The following is a 23,487-nucleotide window of genomic DNA, read 5'->3' as shown; positions in this document are numbered from 1 at the left end:
GGCACCCGGGGTATCGCTGAGAGGATTCGAGGGATGCCGCTAGACCCGATCGTCGTGGCCAGCACCGCGCGGACCCCGATGGGCGCGTTCCAGGGGGAGCTGAAAGCCCTCTCGGCCACGGATCTCGGAGCGGTCGCGATCCGCGCCGCCGTCGAGCGCGCCGGCCTCGGAGGCGACGCGATCTCGGAGGTCGTGATGGGCTGCGTCCTGCCCGCGGGCCTCGGGCAGGCACCGGCGCGGCAGGCGGCTCTGGGGGCCGGCCTCCCGGACGCCACGCCCTGTGCGACCGTCAACAAGGTCTGCGGCTCAGGCATGAAGGCGGTCATGCTCGGCCACGACATGATCGCGGCGGGCTCGGCCGACGTGGTGGTCGCGGGCGGCATGGAATCGATGTCGAACGCCCCCTACCTGCTCGACAAGGCGCGGGCGGGCCAGCGCCTCGGCCATGGCCGCCTCCTCGACCACATGTTCCTCGACGGCCTCGAAGACGCCTACGATCGCGGCCGGCTCATGGGCACGTTCGCGGAGGACACGGCGCAACGCTACCAGTTCACCCGGGACGCCCAGGACGCCTACGCGCTGGAATCGCTGGCCCGCGCCAACCGTGCGGCCTCCTCCGGCGCCTTCGACGGCGAGATCGTCCCGGCCGGCACGGGGATGCGCTCGGACGAGGGTCCGCGCCGCGCGAGGCCGGACAAGATCCCGACGCTGAGACCGGCCTTCCGTCCGGACGGCACCGTGACGGCGGCGAATGCCTCGTCGATCTCCGACGGCGCGGCCGCGCTCGTGCTGATGCGGATGTCGGCGGCCGAGCGCGGCGGCCACGCGCCGCTCGCGGTCATCCGCGGTCATGCCAGCCACGCCGCGGCACCGGCCTGGTTCTCGACGGCCCCGATCGGCGCCATCGCCAAGCTGGCCGAGCGGGTGGGCTGGTCCTTGAGCGAGGTGGACCTCTTCGAGATCAACGAGGCCTTCGCCGTCGTCGCCATGGCGGCGATGCACGATCTCGGCCTGCCGCGCGACAAGGTCAACGTCCACGGCGGTGCCTGCGCCCTCGGCCATCCGATCGGCGCGTCCGGCGCACGCATCATCGTGACCCTGCTGGCGGCCCTCGCGCGCACCGGCGGACGGCGCGGCATCGCCTCGCTCTGCATCGGCGGGGGCGAGGCCACGGCGCTCGCGGTCGAACGTCCCTGAACCCGGCCTCAGCCCGAGGGCCCCGCCTGCCGAGGACCTTGCGAGGATCTTGCAAGGAGAGGGAGATCGTCACCGCGCTAAGGGAAGCGGCCCTCCGGGATCCGGCGCGTTCCACGCGGGCGCCACGCCCGCCCTTGCGGGCGCGGCGCCTCGCGACCGAGGCTCAAGGTTCCGACGCCGGTTGCCGACACGCGGCGATCGCCGTATCCGCGACGGGCGATGCCCGGCCCGCCCTTCCGCTCCCCCCGGTCCGAAGACCTCCTGGCCGAGGCCTGCGCGCGTCTGTCCCTGTTCGAGGACCTGCCCGACGACACGATCCACCGCCTCTCGGCCTGCGGGTTCGGGCGCGGATTTCTGTCGCCGTCGCTGCGGGCCCGCCTGCGCAAGGCCGGCTTCCGGGACCTCGGCGACCTGGCCCAATCCTCGCCGGACGCGATCACGAAGGTCAGGAAGTTCGGCCCGATCCGGGTCGAGGCCGTGCGGAGCTTCCTCCTCGAGGAGATCGCCCGCTCCCTGCCGGGCGCACGGGAGCACCACGGCCCGCGCGCCACGCGGGACCGGCGGCTGGCCCGCCTCCGGGAGGTTCCGGTCGCCCGCCTGCCTCTGGCGAAGGACGCGATCGTCGCCCTCGGTCTCGAAGGCGGCACCGGCGCGGACCTCGCAGGTCGACCGCGCCTCGCGCTTCTCCGCACGGGGGTGGTGACGTCGGCCGACCTGGACCGCCTCGTCGCGACGCTCGCCGATTGCCTGGGAGAGGGCAGGGCGGTCCCCGGTCCGGCCGCGCCGGCATCCGTGGAGTCGCCGGCGGCCGAAGCGGAGAGGGCGCGCGCGCATCGTGCCGCCCTGCTCGCGGAACGGGATCGCGAGTGGGAGGAGGCCGCGCCCGCCCGCGGCCGACGCCGGGCCGGCAGCCCATGAGGGCGCGAGCGACCGGACGGCGGGCGGCCCTCCTCGACGGCGCTTCCGAGAGATCGCCCTGCAAAAGATCGCCCCACAAGAGATCGCCCTGCAAAAGATCGCCCCGCCTACCGTGACGCAGGTCACAGCGGCCGGCGACCGCCGACGGCTACCATCAGGGTCGCTCAGGCTCGGCCGTTGGCACGCGCCCTGCCTCGGGCGGACGGATGTTCACGCTCACGGCGAGGCACGAGATGCGCGCGGCGATGCTCATCGGACTGAGCCTGCTCGCCGCGCTCGCGCCCGAGGTCTCGCGGTCCGGTGAGAGCCTCAGCGGACGCGCCGTCGTCATCGACGGTGACACGCTCAACCTGCGCGGAAAGATCATCGGCCTCTTCGGGATCGCCGCGCCCGGCCCGACGCAGACCTGCCTCGACGCGGGCGGCCGGAGCTATTCCTGCGGTACCGCTTCCTCACGGGCCCTCGCCGCCCATCTCGGCACCGCGATCATCGCCTGCGAGACACGGGAACCCGATCGGCACGGCCGCATCCTGGCGACCTGCCGGAAGGGCGAGGAGGATCTCGGCGCCTGGCTGACCCTGCACGGGCACGCGGCGGCGGACAGGCGCGTCTCGGCTGCCTATGTTCCGGACGAGACGATGGCCTGGGCGAAGCGGCGCGGCCTCTGGGCCGGAGCCTTCGACGATCCCACTATCCGTCAGCGCGATCCCTACGCGGCCACGAACCGGTATGTCGCCGCACAGCCGGACGCGCCTGCGAGCGACGTGTCCGCCACCGCGTCGACGAAGCGCTGAAGGCTCGCCTCGGGCGACACGCTCTCCGCCGGAGACAGAGACCCGGCCGACGCGGACGATCGCGGCGACCCTGCGAAGCCTGCCGCGGCGGTCGCCCGGCGAGAGGCTGCCGCGACCGGCAGCGGCCATCCTACCAGCAGGATCGCGGCAGACGCCGCTTCCAGCGCTCGCCCCGGCGCAACTCGGGAGGGTGCCCGTCGCGCAGCGCGCGGTCCGGACGCGGCTGCGGCGTGGCTGCGGGCCGCTCCGCCGGCAGGGAACGCGCCGCGGGCGGCGCGACGGGGGCGGAGGCCGCACCGGGGAGCTGATGGAGAGCCGGCTTCGGCGCCTCGGGAGCGCTGACGGGATCCGGTGCCATCCGGCGCGCAGGCGGCTTCCGCTCCGCTCCCAGCCGACGCGGCGCCGGGGGAGGGGCCGGCACGGCTTCCTCCTGCGGTTCGGCCTCGCTCGCCGCATACATCGGCACGAGGCTCGGCAGAACGCGCGGCGCCGGCCGAGCCTCGGGTTCGGCGGCCGGGACCGGGGCTGCGGCCTGCGCCACCGCGCGACGCGACGCGGCCGGTGCCTCCACCCGCAACGGCACCCCCTGCCAGAGGCCGGCGCCGGCGTGATTGCGGGCGAACGCGTCGGCCAAGGACGAGGCGGAGGAGCGCGTCCGTTTGACTTCGACCACGACGGGTCGCGCGCTTCTGCGCTTCATTCGCTGATCCTGAGATTACGAAGCGGATGGCGTCCGACGCAGCATCGGTGCGTGGTGGTCATCGGGGTCGAGAAAGCGTCCGTGCCGAGAGCGAAGCACGAACCTGTTACCAAAGCGTTACCGCCCGGCCCCGAGGATTCAACGAAGGAGGGACCCGCGCCGCACCCGTACGACGGCCCGAGCCATCCGGGACCACCGGGGCTGCAGCCCAACCGCTCCGCGACAGATCAGGCGGCCTCGGCCCGTCCATGCTTGCGGTCGAGCGCCCGCTTCAGCAGCGACAGCACCGCGTCCCACGTATAGGCCTCGGTCAGTGGCCCGGCCTCCCCGGCGTCAGCCGCGCGCGAGCCGATCGGGCGGTGCGTGCTCCCGTCGTAGCAGCGCGGAAAGCAGGAGAGGCGGTGCCCCTCCGGATACTCGGTCTGGTAATCCGGGACGCCGGCGGTGCAGACAGCCGAGAACCGAACCCGTCGCTCATCCCGGTTCCTGATCCACTCCATGTTGAGAAGCACGTCGCGGAAGTAGTTCGGGTCTTCCACCCGTTCGTGCGGGTGCTGTGCAGGAGCGACGGACATCAGATCAGGCTCAGCATGTCGGCGCGGGAAGCTGCTCGACATGTGGTGATGACCATCCCGCGCGTCCACGGGCGAGTACGGTCGATGTCCTCCCTATTCCGGATGAGCCCAGCGAAAAAGGGACGGGCCCGCTCGTACCTCGGCCGCTTCCGCAGGCTCGGCTCCGCCGGCCTTCGTTCCCATGCCGGGCGATGCGACGCCTGGAGATACCGGTCGACGCCGGCATGGTCCTTCGGAGGCGGGACGCCTGCGGGTTGGCGCGGAAGCCCGCGAGGCGCCGACGCGTCAGGTCCCGCGGAGGTCGACCAGGATCGATTGCTTGTCCGCCACCGCGCCCTGCGCGTCGAAGCGGTACACGAGCATCTGGCTCGTCGCGAGGTGCACCTCGACCACGTCCTGGGCGCTCAGGCCGTCGAGGTGCATGACGAGGGCCCGCAGGGAATTGCCGTGGGCCACCACGAGCGTGCGCCGACCGGCACGCACCTGGGGCCGGATCTCCTGCCGGTAGTAGGGCACCAGCCGCTCGGCGGTCATGGCGAGGCTCTCGCCGCCCGGGGGAACGGCCGCGTAGGATTTCCGCCAGAGATGGACCTGCTGCGGGCTCCACCGTTCGCGCGCTTCCTGCTTGTTCAGGCCCGCCAGCTCCCCGTAGTCGCGCTCGTTCAGGGCCCGGTCCGTCCGGACGGCTAGGGCGGATTGCCCGAGCTCCGCCAGCATGAGCGCCAGGGTGCGCTGCGCGCGGGTCAGCTCGCTGGTGAAGGCCAGATCGAAGCGGAAGCCGAGATCGCGCAGCTGGCGGCCCGCCTGCACGGCCTCGGCGACGCCGCGCCCGGTCAGGTCCGGATTCCGCCACCCGGAGAACAGGTCGCGCTCGTTGTCGGAGCTCTGCCCGTGGCGCACGAGCACAAGGGTTCGGTCGGTCAACGTGAGGGCCCCCGTCGTCGGACCGGCATGGCATACAACACCCGCAGGCGGAAGCGCGTCGCGCTAGCCTTCGAGGAGCTTCTGGAGGGCGCCGTTCGTCGGCTTCTGGGTCTCGTCGACGAGGATGAACAGCGCGGTCGCGGCGATCGGCGCCTGGGGCGGCGGGTTGCTGTGGAACCGGCCCTGCCCATCCGCGTAGCCGACCGGCGTGCCGTAATTCGCCTCGAGCACCGCCCGGACCACGCGCGACCACGTCAGCCCCTCGACCGCGACCTCGAAGCGGAGGCACTCGTCGCCCTCGCTCGAGAACAGCCGCTCGATGATCCATTCCGTTCCGGGCGCGACGATCGCGCGGACGATCATCTCCGGGTAGCCGCGCAGCGGCCTGACGATCGCCGACGCCCCCGCCCGCTTCAGGCGCTCGCGGTTCAGGTCGTCCACGCATTCCGCGATGATGCGCGCCGTGATGCCCCGCTCGCGCAGGCGATGGATGATGTCGAAGGTGCGGCTGTCCGACAGGCGGTCGCCCTCGTTCTCGGCGAGGATGACCAGCACCTGAGCCTGATCGACGCCCGCCGCATCCAGAGCGGCCGGATCGTCGAACCGGCCCTTGAGCTGGACGATGAGCGGATCGTCCTCGAGGTCGGGCGGAAGACCGTCGGGGAAGGCTTCGGTCAGGATCAGGGAGGGGACGGCGGCGAAGTGGGCGTGCGAGCGATGGAGCTGGTCGAGGAGGCGGCGCAGGTAGTCGCCCGGCTCGTCCGCCGGCGCGTTCACGAAGACGATGTGGTCCCGCATGTCCCATCTCCACTCGCCGCGGCGCTTGCGCTCGCGCCGCAGGATCCTGAACTCGAAGAAGGCGCTGGCCGCCTGGGTCAGCAGGAAGATGCCGCTCAGGTAGATCAGCACGATGGTGGAGGCGCGGCCTGCCGTCGTCTTGGCGGAGTAGTCGCCGTAGCCCGTCGTCGTGATGGTGGTGAAGGTCAGCCAGATCGCCTCGCCGAGCCCCAGGTGCTCGAAGGCGACCATCGAGACGACGTGCAGGCCGACCAGGATCAGCAGGCCGACGAGGGCGAACCGGATCCGGTTGCGCAGATCGCGGACGACGCTGCGCCGGAACCGGAGGGGACGGGTTCGGGATCGCCTCAGGCGCTTCATGCGTACGCTCGGCCCGTGCCCCTCAAGGTCTGCGGCCCATCCGTGACGCGCATCACGGTCGAACGCGCTCCCGCGTGCAAGCGTGCGTCGGCCGATGGGGCGAGCGGCCGGGTGGCCCGCGGCGGGCCTGCGACGATCCCGCCCGACCGTTCTCCGGTTCCGCTCGGCACCGGCGACGGCGTTGTCCGAGCCCTCGCGTAAGGGCGCGTTAACCATACCGGCCTGAGCCTGACTCTTCGGGGCGGCGCGGTCTTCAGCGGAAGGGATGGGACATGGGTCTCAGGCACCTGTTCACGGAGCATCCGTCGTCTCTCGGCGAGAGCTACACGCAGCACATGCGGGCTTCCCTGAGCTACGCCGTCCCGCTGCTCGGCGCGGCGCTCGCGGCGTTCATCCACGCGGGCTTCCCGTTCCTGTTCAGGACGACGGCGAGCGCATCCGTCAAGCGGCTGCATGACCGGATGGCGAGGCGCTGCGTCGCGTGCCCGTCCGGGCGGCTGCACCGTCCCGATCTGTTCGTGGGCAAGGTCGATGGTGCGGCGACGGAGACGGCGCCTCGGAAGCGGGCCGCCTGACCGGGGCGCCCCGTCCGGCTCGGATTCCGCTCGGCACGCCCCTCTCCGGAGCGCGCCCGAGCCCGCGCGGGTCAGGTCGGCTGGCCGAGGATGCCCAGGATCTCCCGGCGCAGGCGCACGAGCTCGGGATCGTCGCGGTGGCGCGGATAGGGACGGTCGACGGTGAGGTCGGCGCGGATCGCGGCCGGGCGGTCGCCCAGCACGATCACCCGCTCGGCGAGGATCAGCGCCTCCTCGACGTCGTGGGTGACGAGGACGGCCGTGAAGCGCTTCTCCTGCCAGAGGTGCAGGATCTCGGCCTGCATGGCGAGGCGGATCAGGGCGTCGAGCTTGCCGAGCGGCTCGTCGAGGAGGAGGAGCCGGGGCTCGTTGACGAGGGCGCGCGCCAGCGCCGCGCGCTGGGCCATGCCGCCGGAGAGCTGGTGCGGGTAGACGTCGGCGAAGCCGTCGAGGGCGACGAGGCGCAGAGCGGCCTCGATCCGCGCGGCCCGCCCGCTCCCGACACCCTGCGCCTCGAGGCCGAGGGCCACGTTCCCGCGCACGGTCCGCCACGGGTAGAGCGTCGGGTCCTGGAAGACGAGGAGGCGGGACGGGTCCGGCCCGTCGACGCGCCGCCCGTCGACCTCGATGCGGCCCTCGTCCGGCGGCTCCAGCCCGGCGACGAGCCGCAGCAGGGTGGACTTGCCGCAGCCTGACGGACCGAGCAGAGCCACGAAGCCGCCGGGCTCCACCGCGAGGCCGACGCGTTCGAGGACCGGCAGGGCCGTGCCGCGGATGTCGAAGGCGTGGCTGACGGCCTCGACCGACAGCCGGGCTCCGATCGCGCCCACCGGCGCGGCGGCGGCGGCTCGGGCGGCGGGGCGCTCCCGCGTCGCGGTCACCATTGCACCAGCCCCTTCTGCCAGGAGAGCACCCGGTCGCGCAGGCGGAACAGCAGGGTGATCAGCCCGGAGCACATCAGCGCCATCACGATCAGGGCCGCGTACATGTTGGCGTAGGCGGCCCATCCTTGCGCCCATTGCAGGTACCAGCCGAGGCCCGACTTGACGCCCAGCATCTCGGCCACGACCAGCACCGCGAAGGAGCCGCCGAGCCCCATGAACAGGCCGACGAAGACGTGGGGCAGGGCGGCCGGGACCGCGACCCGCAGCACGAGGAAGGCGGGCGAGGCGCCGAGCGTCCGGGCGACGTCGAAATAGGCCCTGTTGACGCCCGCCACCCCCGACCAGGTCAGCACCGTGACCGGGAATCCGGTGGCGAGCGCGACGAGGAAGGTGCTGGCCGACCACGACGAGGGAAAGACGAAGAAGGCGAGCGGCAGCCACGCGGTCGCCGGCAGCGGCCCGACGAAGCGCAGCACCGGGTGCGCCCAGTAGCCCACCGCCCGCGACGTGCCGATGGCGACGCCGAGGGCGAAGCCGAGGCACGCGCCGATCACGTAGCCGCCCGCGAGCAGCTTCAGGGAGTTGAGGATGCTGCCGCCGAGCTTCGGCCAATCGTCGAGGAACACCTCCAGGATCGCCTGCGGCGGCGGGAAGAACGGCATCGGCAGCCACGCGAACTTCGCCGTCGCGAGTTCCCAGGCGAGGAGCCCGAGCGCCAGGGCGGCGAGCCAGGGGCCGAGGTGGCGCAGCCGCGCCCCGGCCCGGCCGAGGCGGTGGGCGGCGAGGCTCGCGGGCAGGAGCGCGAGCCCGAGGAGGCCGGCGCCCTGCGCGAGGAAGCCCGTGCGGGGGAAGTCGCCGCCCTCGGGCAGGCCCAGCGTCGCCGCGGCGAGGGCGAGCCAGGCCGCCCCGGCGACGAGCCCGCTCCAGGGCAGCGGGCGCGCCGGGGCGGGTCGGGAGGGGGCGCGGGGAAGCGCGCCCGCGGCGATGAGGCTGCCCGTGAGGCTCCGCATGCTCCGCCCTTCAGCTCAGGACGTCGGCGTAGACGCGCTCGGCGAACTTCGCCGTGTCCGTCGTGCGCTTGAGGACGTTCACCTGTTTCAGCTCCTCGCCGTAGAGGACGAGCTGCGCCTTGAGGTCGCCCCCGACCGGGCGGTCGCCGTGCTCCTGGCTGCGCAGCATGGCGGCGAGATCCTCCACCGAGCCCTTGCCGCCGTAGCCGGAGAAGATCCGCGCCGCGTCCTCCGGATCCTGGTGGACGCGGTGGCCCGCCTCCAGCACGGCGCGGGTGAGGGCGGCCGCGGCGGCGCGGTCGTTGCGGATCAGGCTGCCGCGGACCGCGACGACGCAGCAGGTGCGGCTGGCGTAGCTCCCCGACAGGTTGGTGGCGACTTCCGCGAAGCGCGGATCCTTCAGCCAGATCCAGGTGCGCGGGTCGGAATCGGCGAGCGCCTGCGCCTCGCCCTTCTCGACCGCGAGGTTGAGGAGGTCGGCGGGGTATTGCCGCCACTCGACGCCGCTCTCCGGGTCGATCCCGGCCTGGGCCAGCAGCAGCCCGAAGAAGTTCTTGGCCGGGCTCGCGTGGTCGCTGATCGCGATGGTCTTGCCCTTGAGCCCGGCGATGTCGGTGATCCCGGCGGATTTCGCGGCGAGCAGGCGCAGGCAGCCGCCATGCAGGCCCGCGGTGATCTTCACGTCGAAGCCCTGCTCCAGGGGCTTCAGCCAGCGCAGCGCCATGCCGATCCCGGCATCGGCCTTGCCGGTGGCGATGGCCTCCAGCAGCGCCTCGGTCGAGCCGCCGAAATTGACGAATTCCACGTCGAGCCCGTGCCGGGCGAAGAGGCCGCGCTCCTTGGCGAGCGGCGCCGCGGCGGTGCAGATCGCGGTCGCGTTCCAGGCGAGCCTGATCGGCTTCAGGGCCCTCCCGGCCCCTCCGCCGCGGCGGGCCCGCAGAGCGGGCCGGGATCGAACGGCGCCGCGGGGCCGGGGCCCCAGGCCCGGACGGCGCTCGCGCCGAAGCCGAGGGGCAGCGCCGCCGCGGCGGCGCCCGCGCGCAGCAGGAACCGGCGCGACGGCAGGAGGCCGGGGCGCGGGGGCTCGTCGGTCATGATGGTCTCCGGTGGGCGGGGCGCGGCAGGTTGTCGGAATCGGGAGGGCGCGACGGAAGCCACCTCCGCGAAGGGCCGCGGAGACGCAGCCCCGCTTCCGAGACCGGCTCGCCCGACGCTTGTTTCGGCAAGTCTTCTTTCAGTTTGTCCCGAAGTCAATGAAAGACAATTCTCAACTTGTCTTCGTCGAGACAAGAAAATCAGCAGAAGAACCGCGTGGCTGAGAAAGAACGTGTCGAACCCGCCCTCCGCGCCTCCGCGCCGAGGCCCGGACGGTCACCACCGCGACGCCACGCGTCGTTCCGGGCTCGAAATTGCGTATTCACCCTGCACCCGCCAGTCGAGAGAACGCCGATCCTGGAATTTCGGCGTTCAGGGCAAGATCAGGCTGCGCGGCGCGCGCAATTCGAAAGATCGTTTCGTTGACGGGACGCGGCGCGGGGCGCGACGATGCGCGCATGGCCGCCGGTCCTGCCCGGCCCCCCTCCCGCGATTCCTGACATGAATGCCGCCGTCCCGTCCCTCGACGTTGCCCGAACCCTTGCCCAGAGCTTCGCCGAGCGCGCGGCGGAGCACGACCGCACGGGCGCCTTCCCGCACGACAACATCGCGGCCCTGCGCGAGGCCGGGATCCTCGCCCTCTGCGTGCCGCGGCGGCTCGGCGGCGGCGGGGCCGGTCTCGCGCGGGCGGCGGAGACGGTGGGCGCCGTCGGCGCGGGCGAGCCCGCGACCGCCCTCGTGCTGGCGATGACGCTCCTCCAGCAGGGGCTCGTCCTGCGGGACGGCTCGCCCTGGCCGCGTCCCGTCGCCGACGCGTACGGCCGGGCCGCGGTCGTGCGCGGCGCCCTGATCAACGCTCTCCGGGTCGAGCCGGAACTCGGCACGCCGGCCCGCGGCGGCCTGCCCGCGACGATCGCCCGGCGCGACGGCGCGGGCTGGCGCGTCACCGGCCGGAAGATCTACTCCACCGGGGCGCCCGGCCTCGCCTACGGCCTCGTCTTCGTGCGCACCGACGAGGCCGAGCCGCGGACCGGCAACCTGCTCGTGCCCCTCGACGCGCCCGGCATCCGCGTCGAGGAGACCTGGGACCATCTCGGCCTTCGGGCGTCGGGAAGCCACGACGTCGTCCTCGAGGATGTCGCAGTGCCGGGCGCCCACGCCGTCGACCTGCGGGCGCCCGCGGCGTGGGCGCGCCCGGACCCGCTGCAGCAGGCCTGGAGCTGCGCGCTGCTCGCCGCCCTCTACGACGGCGTGGCCCGGGCGGCGCAGGGCTGGTTCGTCCGCTTCCTCCGGGAGCGCCGCCCCGGCAGCCTCGGCGCGCCGCTGGCCAGCCTCGCGCGCTTCCAGGAGGCGGTCGGCGAGAACGAGCGCCTGCTCGGCGTCAACGCCCGGCTCGTCGCCGGCCTCGCGGCCGAGACCGATGCCGGCCGCCTGCCGGCCCCGCAGGAATCCGGCTTCGTGAAGGTCACCGTCACCGAGAACGCCATCGCCGTCGTCCAGCGCGCGGCGGAACTCTGCGGCAATGCCGGGCTGTCGCGCGCCAACCCGCTCGAGCGGCACCTGCGCGACGTGCTCTGCGCGCGCATCCACTGGCCGCAGGGCGACGCGGTGCGGACGAATGCCGGCCGCGCCATCCTCGGGATCTGACCGTCCCGCCGAACCCTGCCCGAAGCGCCACCGAAGGAGACATCCATGAGCCACCTTCCGCCCGACGCGGTCGAGTTCATCGGCTTCGCCGCACCGCGCTACGTCTCCGAGAGCCATGCGCCGACGGGGAACCCGATCGACCGCGACTACCTCCGGCTGCTCGCCCAGGCGCATGAATGGGGCGGCTTCGACCGCATCCTCGTCGCCTTCTACGCGACGGCGCCGGACGCGCTCCTGCTCGCGGCCGAGATCGGCGCCGCGACGGAGCGGCTCGGGCTGATGATCGCGCACCGGACCGGCTTCACGGCCCCCACCGTCGCCGCGCGCCAGTTCGCGACGCTCGACCGGCTCACGGGCGGTCGCGTCGCGATCCACGCGATCAGCGGCGGCGACGACCGGGAACTCGCGCAGGACGGCGACCACCTGAGCAAGGACGAGCGCTACGCCCGCACCGCCGAGTTCCTCGACATCGCCCGGCTGAGCTGGACCGCCGAGGCCCCCTTCGACTACGCGGGCCGATATTACCGGGTCGCGGGCGGCTTCTCCGAGGTGAAGCCGGTCCGCGCCATCCCGGTCTATTTCGGGGGCGCCTCCCCGGCGGCGCTCGACGTCGCCGGGCGCCACGCCGACACCTACGCCCTCTGGGGCGAGACCCACGCGCAGGTGCGCGAGCTGATCGGCCGGGTTCGGGCGGCGGCGGCCCCCCACGGGCGCGATCCCCGCTTCAGCCTCTCGGTGCGCCCGATCCTCGCCGAGACCGAGGAGCGGGCCTGGGCGCGGGCGGAGGCCATCCTGGCCCGGACCCGGGCGCTGCGGGCGGCCAAGGGCCTCGGCCCCGCGGCGAGCCCGGAGAACGAGGGCTCGCGCCGCCTGCTCGCGGCCGCCGCGACGGGCACCCGCCTCGACAAGCGCCTCTATACGGCGATCGCGGCCGAGACCGGCGCCGCGGGCAATTCCACCGCCCTCGTCGGCACGCCCGAGCAGGTCGCCGACGCGCTCCTCGACTATCACGCCCTCGGGGTGCGCACCTTCCTGATCCGCGGCTTCGACCCGCTGGAGGACGCGATCCAGTACGGCCGCACGCTGCTCCCCGCCTTCCGCGATCTCCTCGCCCGGCGGACCGGCACGGCGGAGGCCGCCTGATGCCGGCCCTTCTCGCCCTCGTCGTCCTGGCCGTCCTCGCCCTCGTGCCCGCCCGGGCCGAGGAGGTGCTCCGCGTCGGGGACCAGCGCGGCAACGCCCGCGCCCTGATGGAGGCCGCGGGCGTCCTCGACGGCTTAAGCTACCGGCTCGAATGGAGCGAGTTCCCGGCAGCCGCCCCCCTTCTCGAGGCGCTGAACGCCGGGGCGATCGATGCGGGCGGGGTCGGCGACGCGCCCTTCACCTTCGCGGCCGCGGCGGGCGTGCCGGTGAAGGCGTTCCTCGCCTTCCGCAACCGGCAGGACGGGCTCGCCATCCTGGTTCCGCCGGATTCGCCGGTCCGCACGGTCGCGGATCTGGCCGGCAAGCGCATCGCCACCAACCGCGGCTCGATCGGCCACCAGATCGTGCTGGCGGCCCTGGAGGAGGCGGGGCTGCCCGCCGACAGCGTCAGCTTCCGCTTCCTGCCGCCGGCCGACGCGAAGCTCGCGCTGGCCTTGGGCGCCGTCGACGCGTGGTCGACCTGGGAGCCCTACACCTCGGCGGCCGAGCTCGCCGGCCTCGTGCGCGTCGTGCGCGACGGCAACGGCATCACGCCGGGCCTGAGCTTCGCGGTGGCGAGCGAGACGGCGCTCAGGACGAAGCGGGCGCTGCTCGCCGATTACGCGCAGCGCCTCGCCCGGGCGCGGGCCTGGGCGCTCAACGATCCGGGCCCCTACGCCGCCGCGTGGTCGAAGCTGATCGGGCTGCCGGAGGCGGTGCCCCTGCGCTGGTTCGGCCGCGCCGCGTACCGCACGGTGCCGATCGACGCGGCGGTGATCGCCGACGAGCAGCGCATCATCGACCTCTACGTGCGGGCCGGCCTGATCCCGCCGGCGCGCGCGCCCCGCGCCGAGGCCATCCTCGACACCGGGTTTTCCGCGGCGCTCGTCGCCGTGCGATGATCGGCGGGCGCACTCAGTTTGGCGGACAGGACATGCACGACATCGGCGACGATCACCACGACCACGACGCGCACGCGGACCATGATCGCGATCTACGTTCCGAGGCGCAGGATCATGATCGCTGGAAGCACGACGGCGTGCGCGTCATCCCGGGCGACCGGCTCGACCCGAACACCGCCCAGACCCCCGGCATGTTCCGGCAGGCCGCCATCAACGCGGCCCGGGTCGGCGCCCAGAAGATCTGGGCCGGCACGGTGGCGATCGCGCCCGACGCCAAGACCGGGGTGCACCACCACGGCGCCCTGGAGAGCGTGATCTACATCGTCTCCGGCCGCGCCCGGATGCGCTGGGGCGAGCGGCTGGAATACGTGGCCGAGGCCGGGCCCGGCGACTTCATCTTCGTGCCGCCCTTCGTGCCCCACCAGGAGATCAACGCCTCCACCGACGAGCCCCTGAACTGCGTCCTGGTCCGCTCCGACAACGAGGCGGTCGTGGTCAACCTGCCCGACGTCGAACCCGTCGAGCCGCCCGAGACGGTGCTCTGGGTCGACCCGATCCACAAGCATCCCTGAACCCCGGAGGCCGCCCCGGGCGACTTGCGCCGGCGAGCGTTCCGGCCGAGGGATCGGAGCGGCGCCAATCGTCGCGGATGCAGCAACCGTCGGCGCCCCTGAAACGCCTGTCGTTCGCGCATCGGGTGATTGGCTGGCGCTATGGCAGGCTGGCGACTGGTCATCACCGGTCGTACCGGTCAAAAGTGAGCCATGTCGCTCCGCCAGAACGTCTCGATCTCGCTCAGCCCTGAGCGGCATGCCGCGGCCGAGCGGATGCTGCCGACAGGCCGCGGCGGCGCTTCCAGCGGAGTCCTCCGCGCAGGCTTGCGCCGGCTCGACGCGCGCGACATCGACGTCCAGCAACACCGATCCGTGCGGCAGATGGACGGCGCCGCCGCCGAAGAACAGCCGGGCGCATGAGCGCGCTTCGTGCTCCCCCTCCCGGCGAACGGGTCATAGGCGCATCGATCAACGCCTTCGACTGGTCGGACACACCGCTCGGCCCGCGCGAGAACTGGCCGGCGTCTCTCACCTCGATCTACGAGGTGATGGTGGCATCCCCGTTCGCGATGTGCGCGAGCTGGGGACCTGATCTGACGATGATCTACAACGAGGCCTACACGGATTTTCTCGCGGTCCGGCACCCCGCCGCGCTGGGCCAGCCGATCCGAGAGGTCTGGCACGACGTCTGGGCCGATATCGCCCCGCTGATCGAGCGGGCCATGGCCGGTCAACGGGTCCACCGTACCGACATGCATCTCGTCATGACCCGCAAGGGTTACGCCGAGGATACCTACTGGACGTTCGCTTACAGTCCGCTGCGGGATGGTGAGACCGTCGTCGGCTTTCTGAATATCGCCATCGAGACGACGGAAGGCGTGATCGCCGCGCAGCGCCGCGATGCGGCCGAAGCCAGCCTGCGCCAATTGAACGCGACCCTTGAACAGCAGGTTGCCGACCGGTCCCGCGAGCGCGACCGGCTCTGGAACCTGTCCGAGGATATGCTGGCCCGCGCCAATTACGAGGGGATGATGTCGGCGGTCAGCCCCGCCTGGACCCAGGTGCTCGGCTGGTCCGGGACGGAACTCCTGTCGCGCCCCTACGCGACCTTCATGCACCCCGACGGCTTGGATCAGACGCTCGCTGCCCTCGTCCGCATGGGCGAGACGGCGCAACCGACCCGGTTCGAGAACCGGATCGCCACGCGCGACGGATCGTGGAAGCCCATCGAGTGGACCGTGGCGCCGGAGCCGGACGGCCTCAACTTCATCGCGGTCGGACGCGACCTCAGCATCGCGAAGGCGCGCGAGGCGGAACTCGCCGTGGCACAGGAGGCGTTGCGTCAGTCGCAGAAGATGGAGGCGGTGGGCCAGCTCACGGGCGGCGTCGCGCACGACTTCAACAACCTGCTGACGATCATCCGCTCATCCGTGGATTTCCTGCGCCGCCCCGAGCTGCCGGACGAGCGCAAGCGTCGCTACCTCGACGCGGTCTCCGATACGGTCGACCGGGCCGCAAAACTCACCGGTCAATTGCTGGCCTTCGCGCGGCGACAGACGCTCAAACCGGAAGTGATCGACGTCGGGCACCGGCTGCGCACGGTGAGCGACATGCTCGATCCCGTGACCGGTGCGCGCATCCGCCTGGTGACGGAGGTGCCGGACCATACCTGCTTCGTCCGTGTCGATCTCAACCAGCTCGATACCGCCTTGATCAACATGGCGGTCAATGCCCGCGATGCGATGGAGGGGGAGGGGACGCTGACCCTTCGGCTGACGTGCGGGGGTGCCATGCCGCCGATCCGTGGGCACGGCGGCGGCAAGGGCCCCTTCGTGGCGATCTCGCTGCGTGACACCGGCTGCGGCATCGCGGCCGATCAGCTGTCCCGGATCTTCGAGCCGTTCTTCACCACCAAAGCGGTCGGCAAGGGCACCGGTCTGGGCCTGTCGCAGGTGTTCGGCTTCGCCAAGCAATCGGGCGGCGATGTCGAGGTCGACAGCATTGTGGGCGTCGGCACCACGTTCACGCTGTACCTGCCGGAGGTTCGACCGGAGGCGCAGGCTCACGGTGACGCCGATCAGGACCATGAGCCGGCACCGTTGGGACGCGGCCAACGCATTCTGGTGGTCGAGGACAACATCGGGGTCGGCCAGTTCGCCACGCAGATTCTCGAAGACCTCGGCTACCGGCCGACCTGGGTCGCCAACGCGGAAGAGGCGTTGGACCGGCTCGGTAGCGATGGCGCAGGTTTCGAGCTGGTGTTCTCGGACGTGGTGATGCCCGGCATGGGGGGCGTGGCGCTCGCCCATGAACTGCAGCGTCGCCTGCCCCGCCTGCCGGTGGTGCTCGCCTCAGGCTACAGCCACGTTCTGGCTCAGGAAACCAGCCACGGCTTCGAACTGCTGCACAAGCCCTATTCGGCCGAGCAGCTTGGCCGCATCCTCCATCAGGTCACAGGCCGGCAATCGACCCAACGCGCCTGAGGGCATCGTCCGCGGCGGTCTCCACGCCCTCGAGGCCGAGCACGGCAGCCTTGCCCAGGCCGCTTGGCACCTCCGCCTCGAGAGGGTGGAGGCCAAGCGCCACGCCGGGGCGCCGAAACGTCCTCAGCGTCCGCCCTCTGCCACCGGGTGAGGCCACCGAGGCTCGGCGCGACTGGCTCGCGGAGGGCCGCGCGACGTCTCGACCGGGGCTCCGCGGCCGCAGTCGATAACGGATCCTAAATTTCACGGGCATATGAACGCGGCGATATTCGAAGCCGATCTACAATCGAAGCTGGTGGGCATGGGCGGCGTGGAAATCCGAGCGCTCTTCGACGGGGCGGCCTACCTTGCCGCGAATCCCGACGTTGCAGCCTCCGGGCTCGATCCATTGCTGCACTATCATCTCTTCGGCTGGAAAGAGGGGCGTGATCCATCCCTCTTCTTTGAAACAACCGCCTATCTCGCGGCAAACCCCGACGTTGCAGCTGCGGGCATTGACCCGCTTGAGCACTATCTCGCTTACGGACGGCGTGAAGGTCGCTCCGCAACCCCGGCCCTGCTGCAGGAACGAGGTTTCGACGCAGCGTTCTATCGAGCCTCGAATCCCGATGTCGCGGCATCCGGCATCGATCCCTTTCACCACTACATGACCTTCGGAAATCTCGAAGGCCGGCGCCCCAACGCGTTGTTCGACAAGGCCTATTATCTTGCGCACAATCCAGATGTGGCGCGTTCCGGCATAGATGCTCTCACGCATTACATGCTGTTTGGCTGGCGCGAAGGGCGCGATCCCTCGGCCGCGCTCGACACATTGAAATACTTGAAGAGCAACCCGGATGTCGCGAGTGCCGGTGTCAACCCACTCGTACACGTCCTCACCTTCGGGGCAGGAGAGGGGCGCGTCGTCCGGCCTGTCGATGAGGCGCCAAGTGCGATTGTCCTGTCCTCGGCGACGGTGGATGAGAACGCTGCCGGAGCCCGGATCGGAACTCTGCGGACTGCCGATCCCGATGGCGGTCCGTTCAGCTACACCCTCAGCGACGCACGCTTCGAGGTTGTCGACGGCGTTCTTCAATTGCGAGCAGGGCAGGCCCTCGACCACGAGAGCCAGCCCAGCATCCGCCTGATCGTGACGGCCACCGATGCGACGGGCCTCGCGCTCAGCACGGCCTTCGACATCACAATCACTGATCGAGAGGAGGCGCCGAGCTTTGCTGCAACCCGTAGCGCGGCCGCCATCGTCGATGGAACCAGCAGCGCGGTAACAGGCGCCAGCGGTCTCATCGCCTTCACCGATCCGGACGCGAGCGACCGGCACAATGTCCTCGTCCAGCCCGTTTCCGCTGCCTCGTCGAAGCTCGGCGTCTTCGAGGCCAGGGTTTCAACGCCTGCCCATGACGGATACGGCGCGGTGGAATGGACCTACACGCCTGATCAGACCCTCGTGCGCGCACTCGGAGCCGGAGAGACGATCCAGGAATCCTACCAGATCATCCTGTCCGATCTCGGGGGAGCCGACAGCGCCATTCACGTCGTCACGATCACGATCAAGGGCACCAACGATGCCCCTGTGATCACCGGCTCGGATGTCGGGGCCGTTCAGGAAGATGGCGTGCTCGCTGCGTCAGGGCACCTCGCCATCACGGATGACGATCACGGGGAGAGCGCTTTTCTCCCGGGCGCCGTGACGGGGCGGTACGGCTCGCTTGCGATCGATGAGAGCGGCGCTTGGACCTACACCTTGCTGAACGGCAGCAAAGCCGTGCAGGGCCTGAAAGCTGGCGTCCATGACGCCGATCTGCTCACGGTCACCAGCCTGGACGGAACCCAGCATGTCATCACGGTCACGGTCACTGGCGCCGACGACGCCGCCGTCATCGCAGGCGTCGATGCCGGGACCGTTCGGGAGGACGGCCTTCTCACTGCGGCGGGCCAGCTCACGATCTCCGATCCTGACGAGGGGGATAGCGTCTTCCTCGCGGGGTCGGTGACCGGCGCCTACGGCACGCTGTCGATCGATAGCGCAGGACATTGGGTCTACGCATTGCTCAACGGCCATGCCGCCGTGCAGGCGCTCGGTGCGCACGACCACACGACTGACACGTTGACCGTCGCCAGCCGCGACGGGACGCAGCACGGCATCGTCGTCACCATCGACGGCACCAACGACGCTCCGACCTTCGGCGGCATCAGCACCGGCTCTGTAACCGAAGATCAGGTCCTGAGCGCCAATGGCCTCCTGACCATCACGGATGTCGATGCGGGAGAAAGCTCCTTCGTGGCCGGGAGCTACAACGGCAGCTATGGCATCGTGACGATCGATGCACGCGGTGCCTGGACCTACACGCTGACCGGCAATGCGTTGCCGGCCGTGCAGGCTCTGAACACCGGAGAGACGTTGAGCGATACGATCTCGGTGAACGCGATCGATGGAACGGCAACACCGATCGGCATCACGATCAATGGCACAAGAGAGGCGCTCTTCTCCTTCGACAACGGATTGGTGGGCTGGACATACACCGGCGGCGCCACCGTAGGCGCCACCGGGGACGGGGCGGAAGGAACGATCACATCGAGTGCTGGCAAGACGGCGGCAGAAATCGAGGACTTCCTCGGCCTTTCCCACGGTTCCATCTCAACAGCGGCGGGAACCCTTCCCTCGGCAGGCCATGCGATGAAGACGACCCTCATCGTGGAGGCTGGCCAATCCGTCGTATTTGACTGGTCGTTCACATTCACCGACAGCGGACCCTATCAAGATTTTGGGATGGTCTCCGTCGATGGAACTGTAAGTTTGCTGGCAAAGGCCACATCGGCTTCAGGATCGTACCACTCGATCTCGTTCGCCACGGCCGGACCTCACACATTGGGTTTTGCGGCGTTCGACACAGGCGACAACTCTGTCAATCCGATCCTGCGCGTGGATCACATTGATCTCGTTTGATCCGGGTGAGGTTGCCGACCCGACGTTGCACGTGTCCGTGTCTCGGGTGATCGGCCGTTACGGCCGAGCTTGGCATCGTGCATATCGCCGGGATCGCAAACCGGGGTAGTTCGTGGCGGACGCGACGACCGCCTGCGCCACCGGGGAGAGGCGTTGCCGCGAGCCGGCTCGGCTCAGCCTGCGTGCGGGCGGCAGATCCGGTTCAAAACGGAGCAGCCGGTTCGGCGACGGACGCATTCCACGGCCTCCGCAACGAGGCACGGACGCTGCGCCATCAAACCCCGCGATCAAACATCTCGTCGCGGTGGATCGTCGACATCGCGGTCACCCGCATCTTACGGGAGGATCATGGCCGGCGGCCGCTACCCCGCCATGCGCAGCGTGCTTGTCGTCCGCAACGTGCAGGGAATTGTTCTTTCATCACCGTTCGGGACAGTCCCTGCACACCTGAGTAAGCTGTCGGCCTTCGCAGCGATGCGCTGGTCTGTCGGGCTCCTCGTACGTCGTGATTTGAGCGGCCATCACCCTACCGCGGACTTTCAGCACCCGATTCCGGGTGCCTGATCTCGCTGGCCCACATGACGGATGCTGGCCGAAGGCGGAACGGTGGCTTTCGGGCGATCCACCGGCCTCAGCGGACGTCCCGCTCCGACTCATCTCGTTCCGAGCCAAGCCCTTTTGAGGCATCAGACATCAGAGTGCGCTTGCGGGCCGAGCATGAGCCGATGTCCCATTCGGTCAAGCTGCCTTGCTCGGCCTCCGTATGCTCGCAACGCGCTGCGAGCATATGTGGCTCGCCCGGTGGGCCCCCGAACTCCACAACACGCAGTCCGGGACAGGCGCTGATGGTCTGACGCAGCGAAGAGTTGGGAGGCATGCATGCGCTTCACCTGCATGGCCGCAATCGTCTCCATCCTCATCGCTCCCCACGCTGCGACTGCGGATATCAAGCGCCACAAGGCTGTCCCGGAGGCGTTCTGGGGCGAGTGGATCGCGGGCGGGCAGTCGTGCACCAAGAACGATCAGCCACCCCTCTCGATCACGGCGTCGGCATATTCCCGAGCCGACTCGCGATGCACGATCGACTGGGTTGATGAGACGGCGGGACGAGCCGGCGCGATCTACTCCGCTCACCTGCGATGCTCGTCCGGCGAACAGCCGCAGCCGTCCGTCGCGAACCTGATCCTCGTTTCGAGGGAGGACGGCATGATCTCGCTGGGGGCGGATTTCGAAAGCCTCCAGAGCTATCAGCGGTGTCCGGCCGGGGCAGAGCCGAGACCCCACATAGGAGGTCCGGAGTAGCCGGCCGGCTTGGTAAGGCGGCAGCAGGAGACGCCGAAGCTGCGAAGCGGGATCGACACAAGCACCGCAGGCCCGCTGCGCTCGCGCCTGTCAAAGCACGGGAGACGGTCTGTGAACACCGTGGCGAATCGATCGGAAGCTCAGGCTGCACCGGCAGAGGACTCTCATGATCCCGCTGCGGGGGTTCCCGGGCATTCGTGGGCTCGTCGCGCCATTGATGAGGCCGAGCGCTATCTCTGGTTCGCTCTCTACCTCATCGTGATCCTCGGGACATTGATCCTCTTCAGCCTCACCATCTACGCCCGCGTCGACCAAGATGCTCCGCACTACTCGAGCCACCACTTCTACGTGCTCGGCCTGATCAACGCGCTGGTGTTTGCCAAGATCATGCTGCTCGCTGAGGCGGTCGGGGTTGGCTCCCTGTTGATCGGGCGCCGCTTGGAGGCGGGGCGGCTCATCACGGTGATCCTCTATCGTGTGTCGGCATTCACCGTCGTGCTGGTCGCGGCATACGTGCTCGAGGCGGTGCTGGAGGGGGCGTGGCATGGAAAGGCGGTGGGACAGGTCCTTCCGGAGATCGCCGGAGGCCCGCTCGGCCTGGTGTCGCTTGCCTGGATTCTGCTGGTGGCGCTGACGCCCTACTTCACTTACCGCGAACTCGGTCGGGTGCTCGGCCACACGAGGTTGCGGGCGATCATGCTGAAGCCCGGCCACCTGTTCCAGGATGGGGCTGAGCCACAGGTTCCGTCCCATTCTCCGGTCGCCGCCCCTTGAAGGCGGTTGCCGCTTCACTTGGCCGAGCCGGTTCCGATCGCGCCGCGGCTCGGATCAGGACAGGGGCGGAAGCACCGAGCCACGTGAGGTGTGAGGCGGGAGGTGTGAGGCGGGAGGTGCTCACTGCGCCGCGACGAGCGTTGTGGCGGGCCGAAGTCCCGGCTCCGGTGCGAGGCTTGCCCGTCGCTGATCCAGGGCGTGCCGCGCATGCGCCAGGGCCGTCGAGAAGGCTGACATCCGATCCGTGTCGCCGCCCCCGGGCGAGGTTCCCAGCACCACCGAGACGAGCTGGTGGAACTCCTCGTCCAACGCGGCAAGCCCCGAGGCGTCCGCGCGAGGCGCCGCATCCGCAATCTCGACCAGCCGCTTGATCGGCCGCCAGTCCGCCTCCGACCGACGCCGGCTCCAGTAGGTCGTGGCGGCGGCAAACAGCGAGCCGGCCAGGCTGAGGGCAAGGCCGCCGACGTAGAAATACTGCTGGAACTGGTCGAAGAAGCTCTGATCCCCGTTGTTCAGGTAGTCCGCGACACCGGGGTGCACCGGCAGGAGCGGCCCCTTGGCGTCGGGGTCGGGCGCCTCGATCTGGTTGGCAAGCGGCGTCAGCGCCATGAACTTAGCTTTCGTTGTCAGGATCGAGCGGGCAATAGCCGCCGCCACCACGTTCGGCATCAGCTCCGGCGCGGCGAACCGATAGGTGACGGCGAGCGTCGTCACGGTGTCGCTCGGTGTGGCCGGCCTTGCCCGGAACGCGCCGACGGGCACGTCGATTGACTCGAAGCCGGGAAAGCGTTTGCCGATGGTCTCCGCTTCGTCGAGCGAGAGCATCCCCGGGGTCCCTTTCGTCGCGTGGGCGATGGTGGCAACGACGTCGACGATTTCGCCCGGCGCCATGGGACCGACGGCAAGGACGGCGGCCACCTTCTTCGCCCGGGCGGCCTCACCCAGCTCGTCGAGCGACAGGAAGACCCTGCCGACGTCTTTCGCGGGCACGTCGAAGTAGCCCAGCACCAGGTCGAGAATCTGGGCATTGTAGGCCTGCAGCCGCCCGGCCGGGATGCCGACCGTCTTGCCTGCCAAGTTCGCCATCGAACTGACATGGCTCTTGGGCGGCAGGATGAAGGCAACGACGTCCCGGCGCAGGATGACGATGGTCTGGCCGTTGGCGGGCGGTGCCACGTCGCTGCGCACGATGGCGAGGTCCGTGCGGCCCTCTTCCAGCGCCTTGGCGCTCGCCGCGAGGTCGTCGACCTGCACGAGGTCCAGGTTGATGCGGGGATGCTGGGTCTTCGCCACGGACGCGAAGGCCGAGATGAAGCGCTGAGCTGTGCTTCCTGGCGGACCTGTGGTGATGCGCAGGTTGGCGTGGGGCGACCAGACGTGAGCCAGCCCGAACCCGGCAGCGATGAGGAGCAGCACCCCCATAATGGCGAGGAGGTGGCCCCAGCGTCGACGGCGCGGCGAACGAAAGGTAGGCCGCTCCTGGCCCTTCGTCTCAGGATCAGGATCGATGGGCGTCGCGTCTGACATCATCGCGGCCCTCTCGCTATTTTGGCCGTGTCATGCTCGCGTATTTTCAGGTGCAGGGCAGCGCCTGCATCCAGGCGCGTCCGGTTCCGTGCGGACATCCCCGGCGCCTGACCTTGATCAGCGATCGTCGCAGACGCCGGCGTCCTTCAAAAGCCTCTGATCGATGTGGCGGTCACGCCGATCCATCTGCCGGATCTGTGATCCTTCGCCGCCTCGCCGGACGCCCTCGCTCACATCGAGGCGGGAACAGCCCGGTCTCGCTCTGGCCGACGAGACCGGGCAGCAGCGTCAGGCTGCCCGCGATGCCGCCGCCGTGATTGAGCAGGCGGCCTCCGCGATCTT

20 protein-coding genes and 1 pseudogene are annotated in these 23,487 nt (G+C 70.3%); 13 read left to right on the top strand and 8 right to left on the bottom strand.

Going from position 1 to position 23,487, the window contains the following annotated elements; translation table 11 throughout:
- Positions 1-33 precede the first annotated feature (33 nt).
- From DK389_RS27750 to DK389_RS27740, 3 genes are all read left to right on the top strand, one after another.
- Positions 34-1,197, top strand: coding sequence for an acetyl-CoA C-acyltransferase (locus tag DK389_RS27750; RefSeq protein ID WP_109894568.1), 1,164 nt, complete (start codon positions 34-36; stop codon positions 1,195-1,197).
- A gap of 219 nt (positions 1,198-1,416) precedes the next feature.
- Positions 1,417-2,115 carry a hypothetical protein gene (locus DK389_RS27745; protein WP_109894566.1) on the top strand — a complete coding sequence of 233 codons (699 nt, stop codon included), beginning with the start codon at positions 1,417-1,419 and terminating at the stop codon, positions 2,113-2,115.
- A gap of 233 nt (positions 2,116-2,348) precedes the next feature.
- Positions 2,349-2,909, top strand: a complete 561-nt coding sequence (locus tag DK389_RS27740; protein ID WP_194075123.1) for a thermonuclease family protein — start codon at positions 2,349-2,351, stop codon at positions 2,907-2,909.
- 130 nt (positions 2,910-3,039) lie between these two features.
- Here DK389_RS27740 and DK389_RS27735 read toward each other — a convergent pair whose 3' ends face one another.
- The 4 genes from DK389_RS27735 to DK389_RS27720 form a co-directional block, all read right to left on the bottom strand.
- A complete protein-coding gene (locus DK389_RS27735) occupies positions 3,040-3,609 on the bottom strand; it encodes a hypothetical protein (protein ID WP_109894564.1) in 570 nt (189 codons plus the stop codon).
- Between the two features lie 227 nt (positions 3,610-3,836).
- On the bottom strand, positions 3,837-4,184 hold the full coding sequence (locus DK389_RS27730; RefSeq protein WP_162560902.1) for a hypothetical protein: 348 nt from the start codon (positions 4,182-4,184) through the stop codon (positions 3,837-3,839).
- 285 nt (positions 4,185-4,469) lie between these two features.
- The gene (locus DK389_RS27725; RefSeq protein WP_109894560.1) at positions 4,470-5,108 is read right to left on the bottom strand and encodes a 2,3-bisphosphoglycerate-dependent phosphoglycerate mutase; all 639 of its coding nucleotides are present in this window, start codon (positions 5,106-5,108) and stop codon (positions 4,470-4,472) included.
- Positions 5,109-5,171: 63 nt separating this feature from the next.
- Positions 5,172-6,266: an ion channel gene (locus DK389_RS27720; protein WP_109894558.1), complete on the bottom strand. Its 1,095-nt coding sequence runs from the start codon at positions 6,264-6,266 to the stop codon at positions 5,172-5,174.
- Positions 6,267-6,538: 272 nt separating this feature from the next.
- Here DK389_RS27720 and DK389_RS27715 point away from each other — a divergent pair, with 272 nt between their 5' ends.
- Entirely contained in the window at positions 6,539-6,841 is a 303-nt protein-coding gene (locus tag DK389_RS27715; protein ID WP_109894556.1) for a DUF6356 family protein, read from the top strand.
- Positions 6,842-6,912: 71 nt separating this feature from the next.
- Here DK389_RS27715 and DK389_RS27710 read toward each other — a convergent pair whose 3' ends face one another.
- The 3 genes and pseudogenes from DK389_RS27710 to DK389_RS27700 all read right to left on the bottom strand — a co-directional run bounded on the left by DK389_RS27710 (position 6,913) and on the right by DK389_RS27700 (position 9,830).
- On the bottom strand, positions 6,913-7,725 hold the full coding sequence (locus tag DK389_RS27710; protein ID WP_109894554.1) for an ABC transporter ATP-binding protein: 813 nt from the start codon (positions 7,723-7,725) through the stop codon (positions 6,913-6,915).
- Positions 7,719-8,735, bottom strand: a complete 1,017-nt coding sequence (locus DK389_RS27705) for an ABC transporter permease (RefSeq protein ID WP_109894552.1) — start codon at positions 8,733-8,735, stop codon at positions 7,719-7,721. Before DK389_RS27705 ends, DK389_RS27710 begins: the two co-directional genes overlap by 7 nt.
- Before the next feature lie 10 nt (positions 8,736-8,745).
- Positions 8,746-9,830: pseudogene (locus DK389_RS27700) on the bottom strand (ABC transporter substrate-binding protein).
- A gap of 501 nt (positions 9,831-10,331) precedes the next feature.
- Here DK389_RS27700 and DK389_RS27695 point away from each other — a divergent pair.
- The 9 genes from DK389_RS27695 (at position 10,332) to DK389_RS27655 (ending at position 21,618) form a co-directional block, all read left to right on the top strand.
- Positions 10,332-11,477: an acyl-CoA dehydrogenase family protein gene (locus DK389_RS27695; protein WP_109894548.1), complete on the top strand. Its 1,146-nt coding sequence runs from the start codon at positions 10,332-10,334 to the stop codon at positions 11,475-11,477.
- Positions 11,478-11,522: 45 nt separating this feature from the next.
- Positions 11,523-12,620 (top strand): LLM class flavin-dependent oxidoreductase, encoded by a 1,098-nt coding sequence (locus DK389_RS27690; RefSeq protein ID WP_109894546.1) that lies wholly within the window; start codon positions 11,523-11,525, stop codon positions 12,618-12,620.
- Positions 12,620-13,561, top strand: a complete 942-nt coding sequence (locus tag DK389_RS27685; protein WP_109894544.1) for an ABC transporter substrate-binding protein — start codon at positions 12,620-12,622, stop codon at positions 13,559-13,561. The genes DK389_RS27690 and DK389_RS27685 overlap by 1 nt, the downstream gene beginning before the upstream one ends.
- Positions 13,562-13,593: 32 nt before the next feature.
- On the top strand, positions 13,594-14,133 hold the full coding sequence (locus tag DK389_RS27680; protein ID WP_109894542.1) for a cupin domain-containing protein: 540 nt from the start codon (positions 13,594-13,596) through the stop codon (positions 14,131-14,133).
- A 192-nt stretch (positions 14,134-14,325) separates the two neighbouring features.
- A complete protein-coding gene (locus DK389_RS27675; protein ID WP_109894540.1) occupies positions 14,326-14,535 on the top strand; it encodes a type II toxin-antitoxin system ParD family antitoxin in 210 nt (69 codons plus the stop codon).
- On the top strand, positions 14,532-16,598 hold the full coding sequence (locus DK389_RS27670) for a hybrid sensor histidine kinase/response regulator (RefSeq protein ID WP_109894538.1): 2,067 nt from the start codon (positions 14,532-14,534) through the stop codon (positions 16,596-16,598). The genes DK389_RS27675 and DK389_RS27670 overlap by 4 nt, the downstream gene beginning before the upstream one ends.
- 253 nt (positions 16,599-16,851) lie before the next feature.
- On the top strand, positions 16,852-19,542 hold the full coding sequence (locus DK389_RS27665) for a VCBS domain-containing protein (RefSeq protein ID WP_109894536.1): 2,691 nt from the start codon (positions 16,852-16,854) through the stop codon (positions 19,540-19,542).
- An 879-nt stretch (positions 19,543-20,421) separates the two neighbouring features.
- Positions 20,422-20,844 (top strand): hypothetical protein, encoded by a 423-nt coding sequence (locus DK389_RS27660; protein ID WP_109894534.1) that lies wholly within the window; start codon positions 20,422-20,424, stop codon positions 20,842-20,844.
- A gap of 111 nt (positions 20,845-20,955) precedes the next feature.
- A complete protein-coding gene (locus tag DK389_RS27655) occupies positions 20,956-21,618 on the top strand; it encodes a hypothetical protein (RefSeq protein WP_109894532.1) in 663 nt (220 codons plus the stop codon).
- Positions 21,619-21,738: 120 nt separating this feature from the next.
- On the opposite strand, the gene DK389_RS27650 is transcribed toward DK389_RS27655, so the two are convergent.
- Entirely contained in the window at positions 21,739-22,911 is a 1,173-nt protein-coding gene (locus DK389_RS27650) for a TAXI family TRAP transporter solute-binding subunit (protein ID WP_236960395.1), read from the bottom strand.
- Between the last annotated feature and the right edge of the window lie 576 nt (positions 22,912-23,487).

The sequence above is a fragment of the Methylobacterium durans genome, assembly GCF_003173715.1.
Classification (GTDB): domain Bacteria; phylum Pseudomonadota; class Alphaproteobacteria; order Rhizobiales; family Beijerinckiaceae; genus Methylobacterium; species Methylobacterium durans.
The sequence above is the reverse complement of the archived record's forward strand: the minus strand, read 5'-3'. Positions and strand labels throughout refer to the sequence as shown.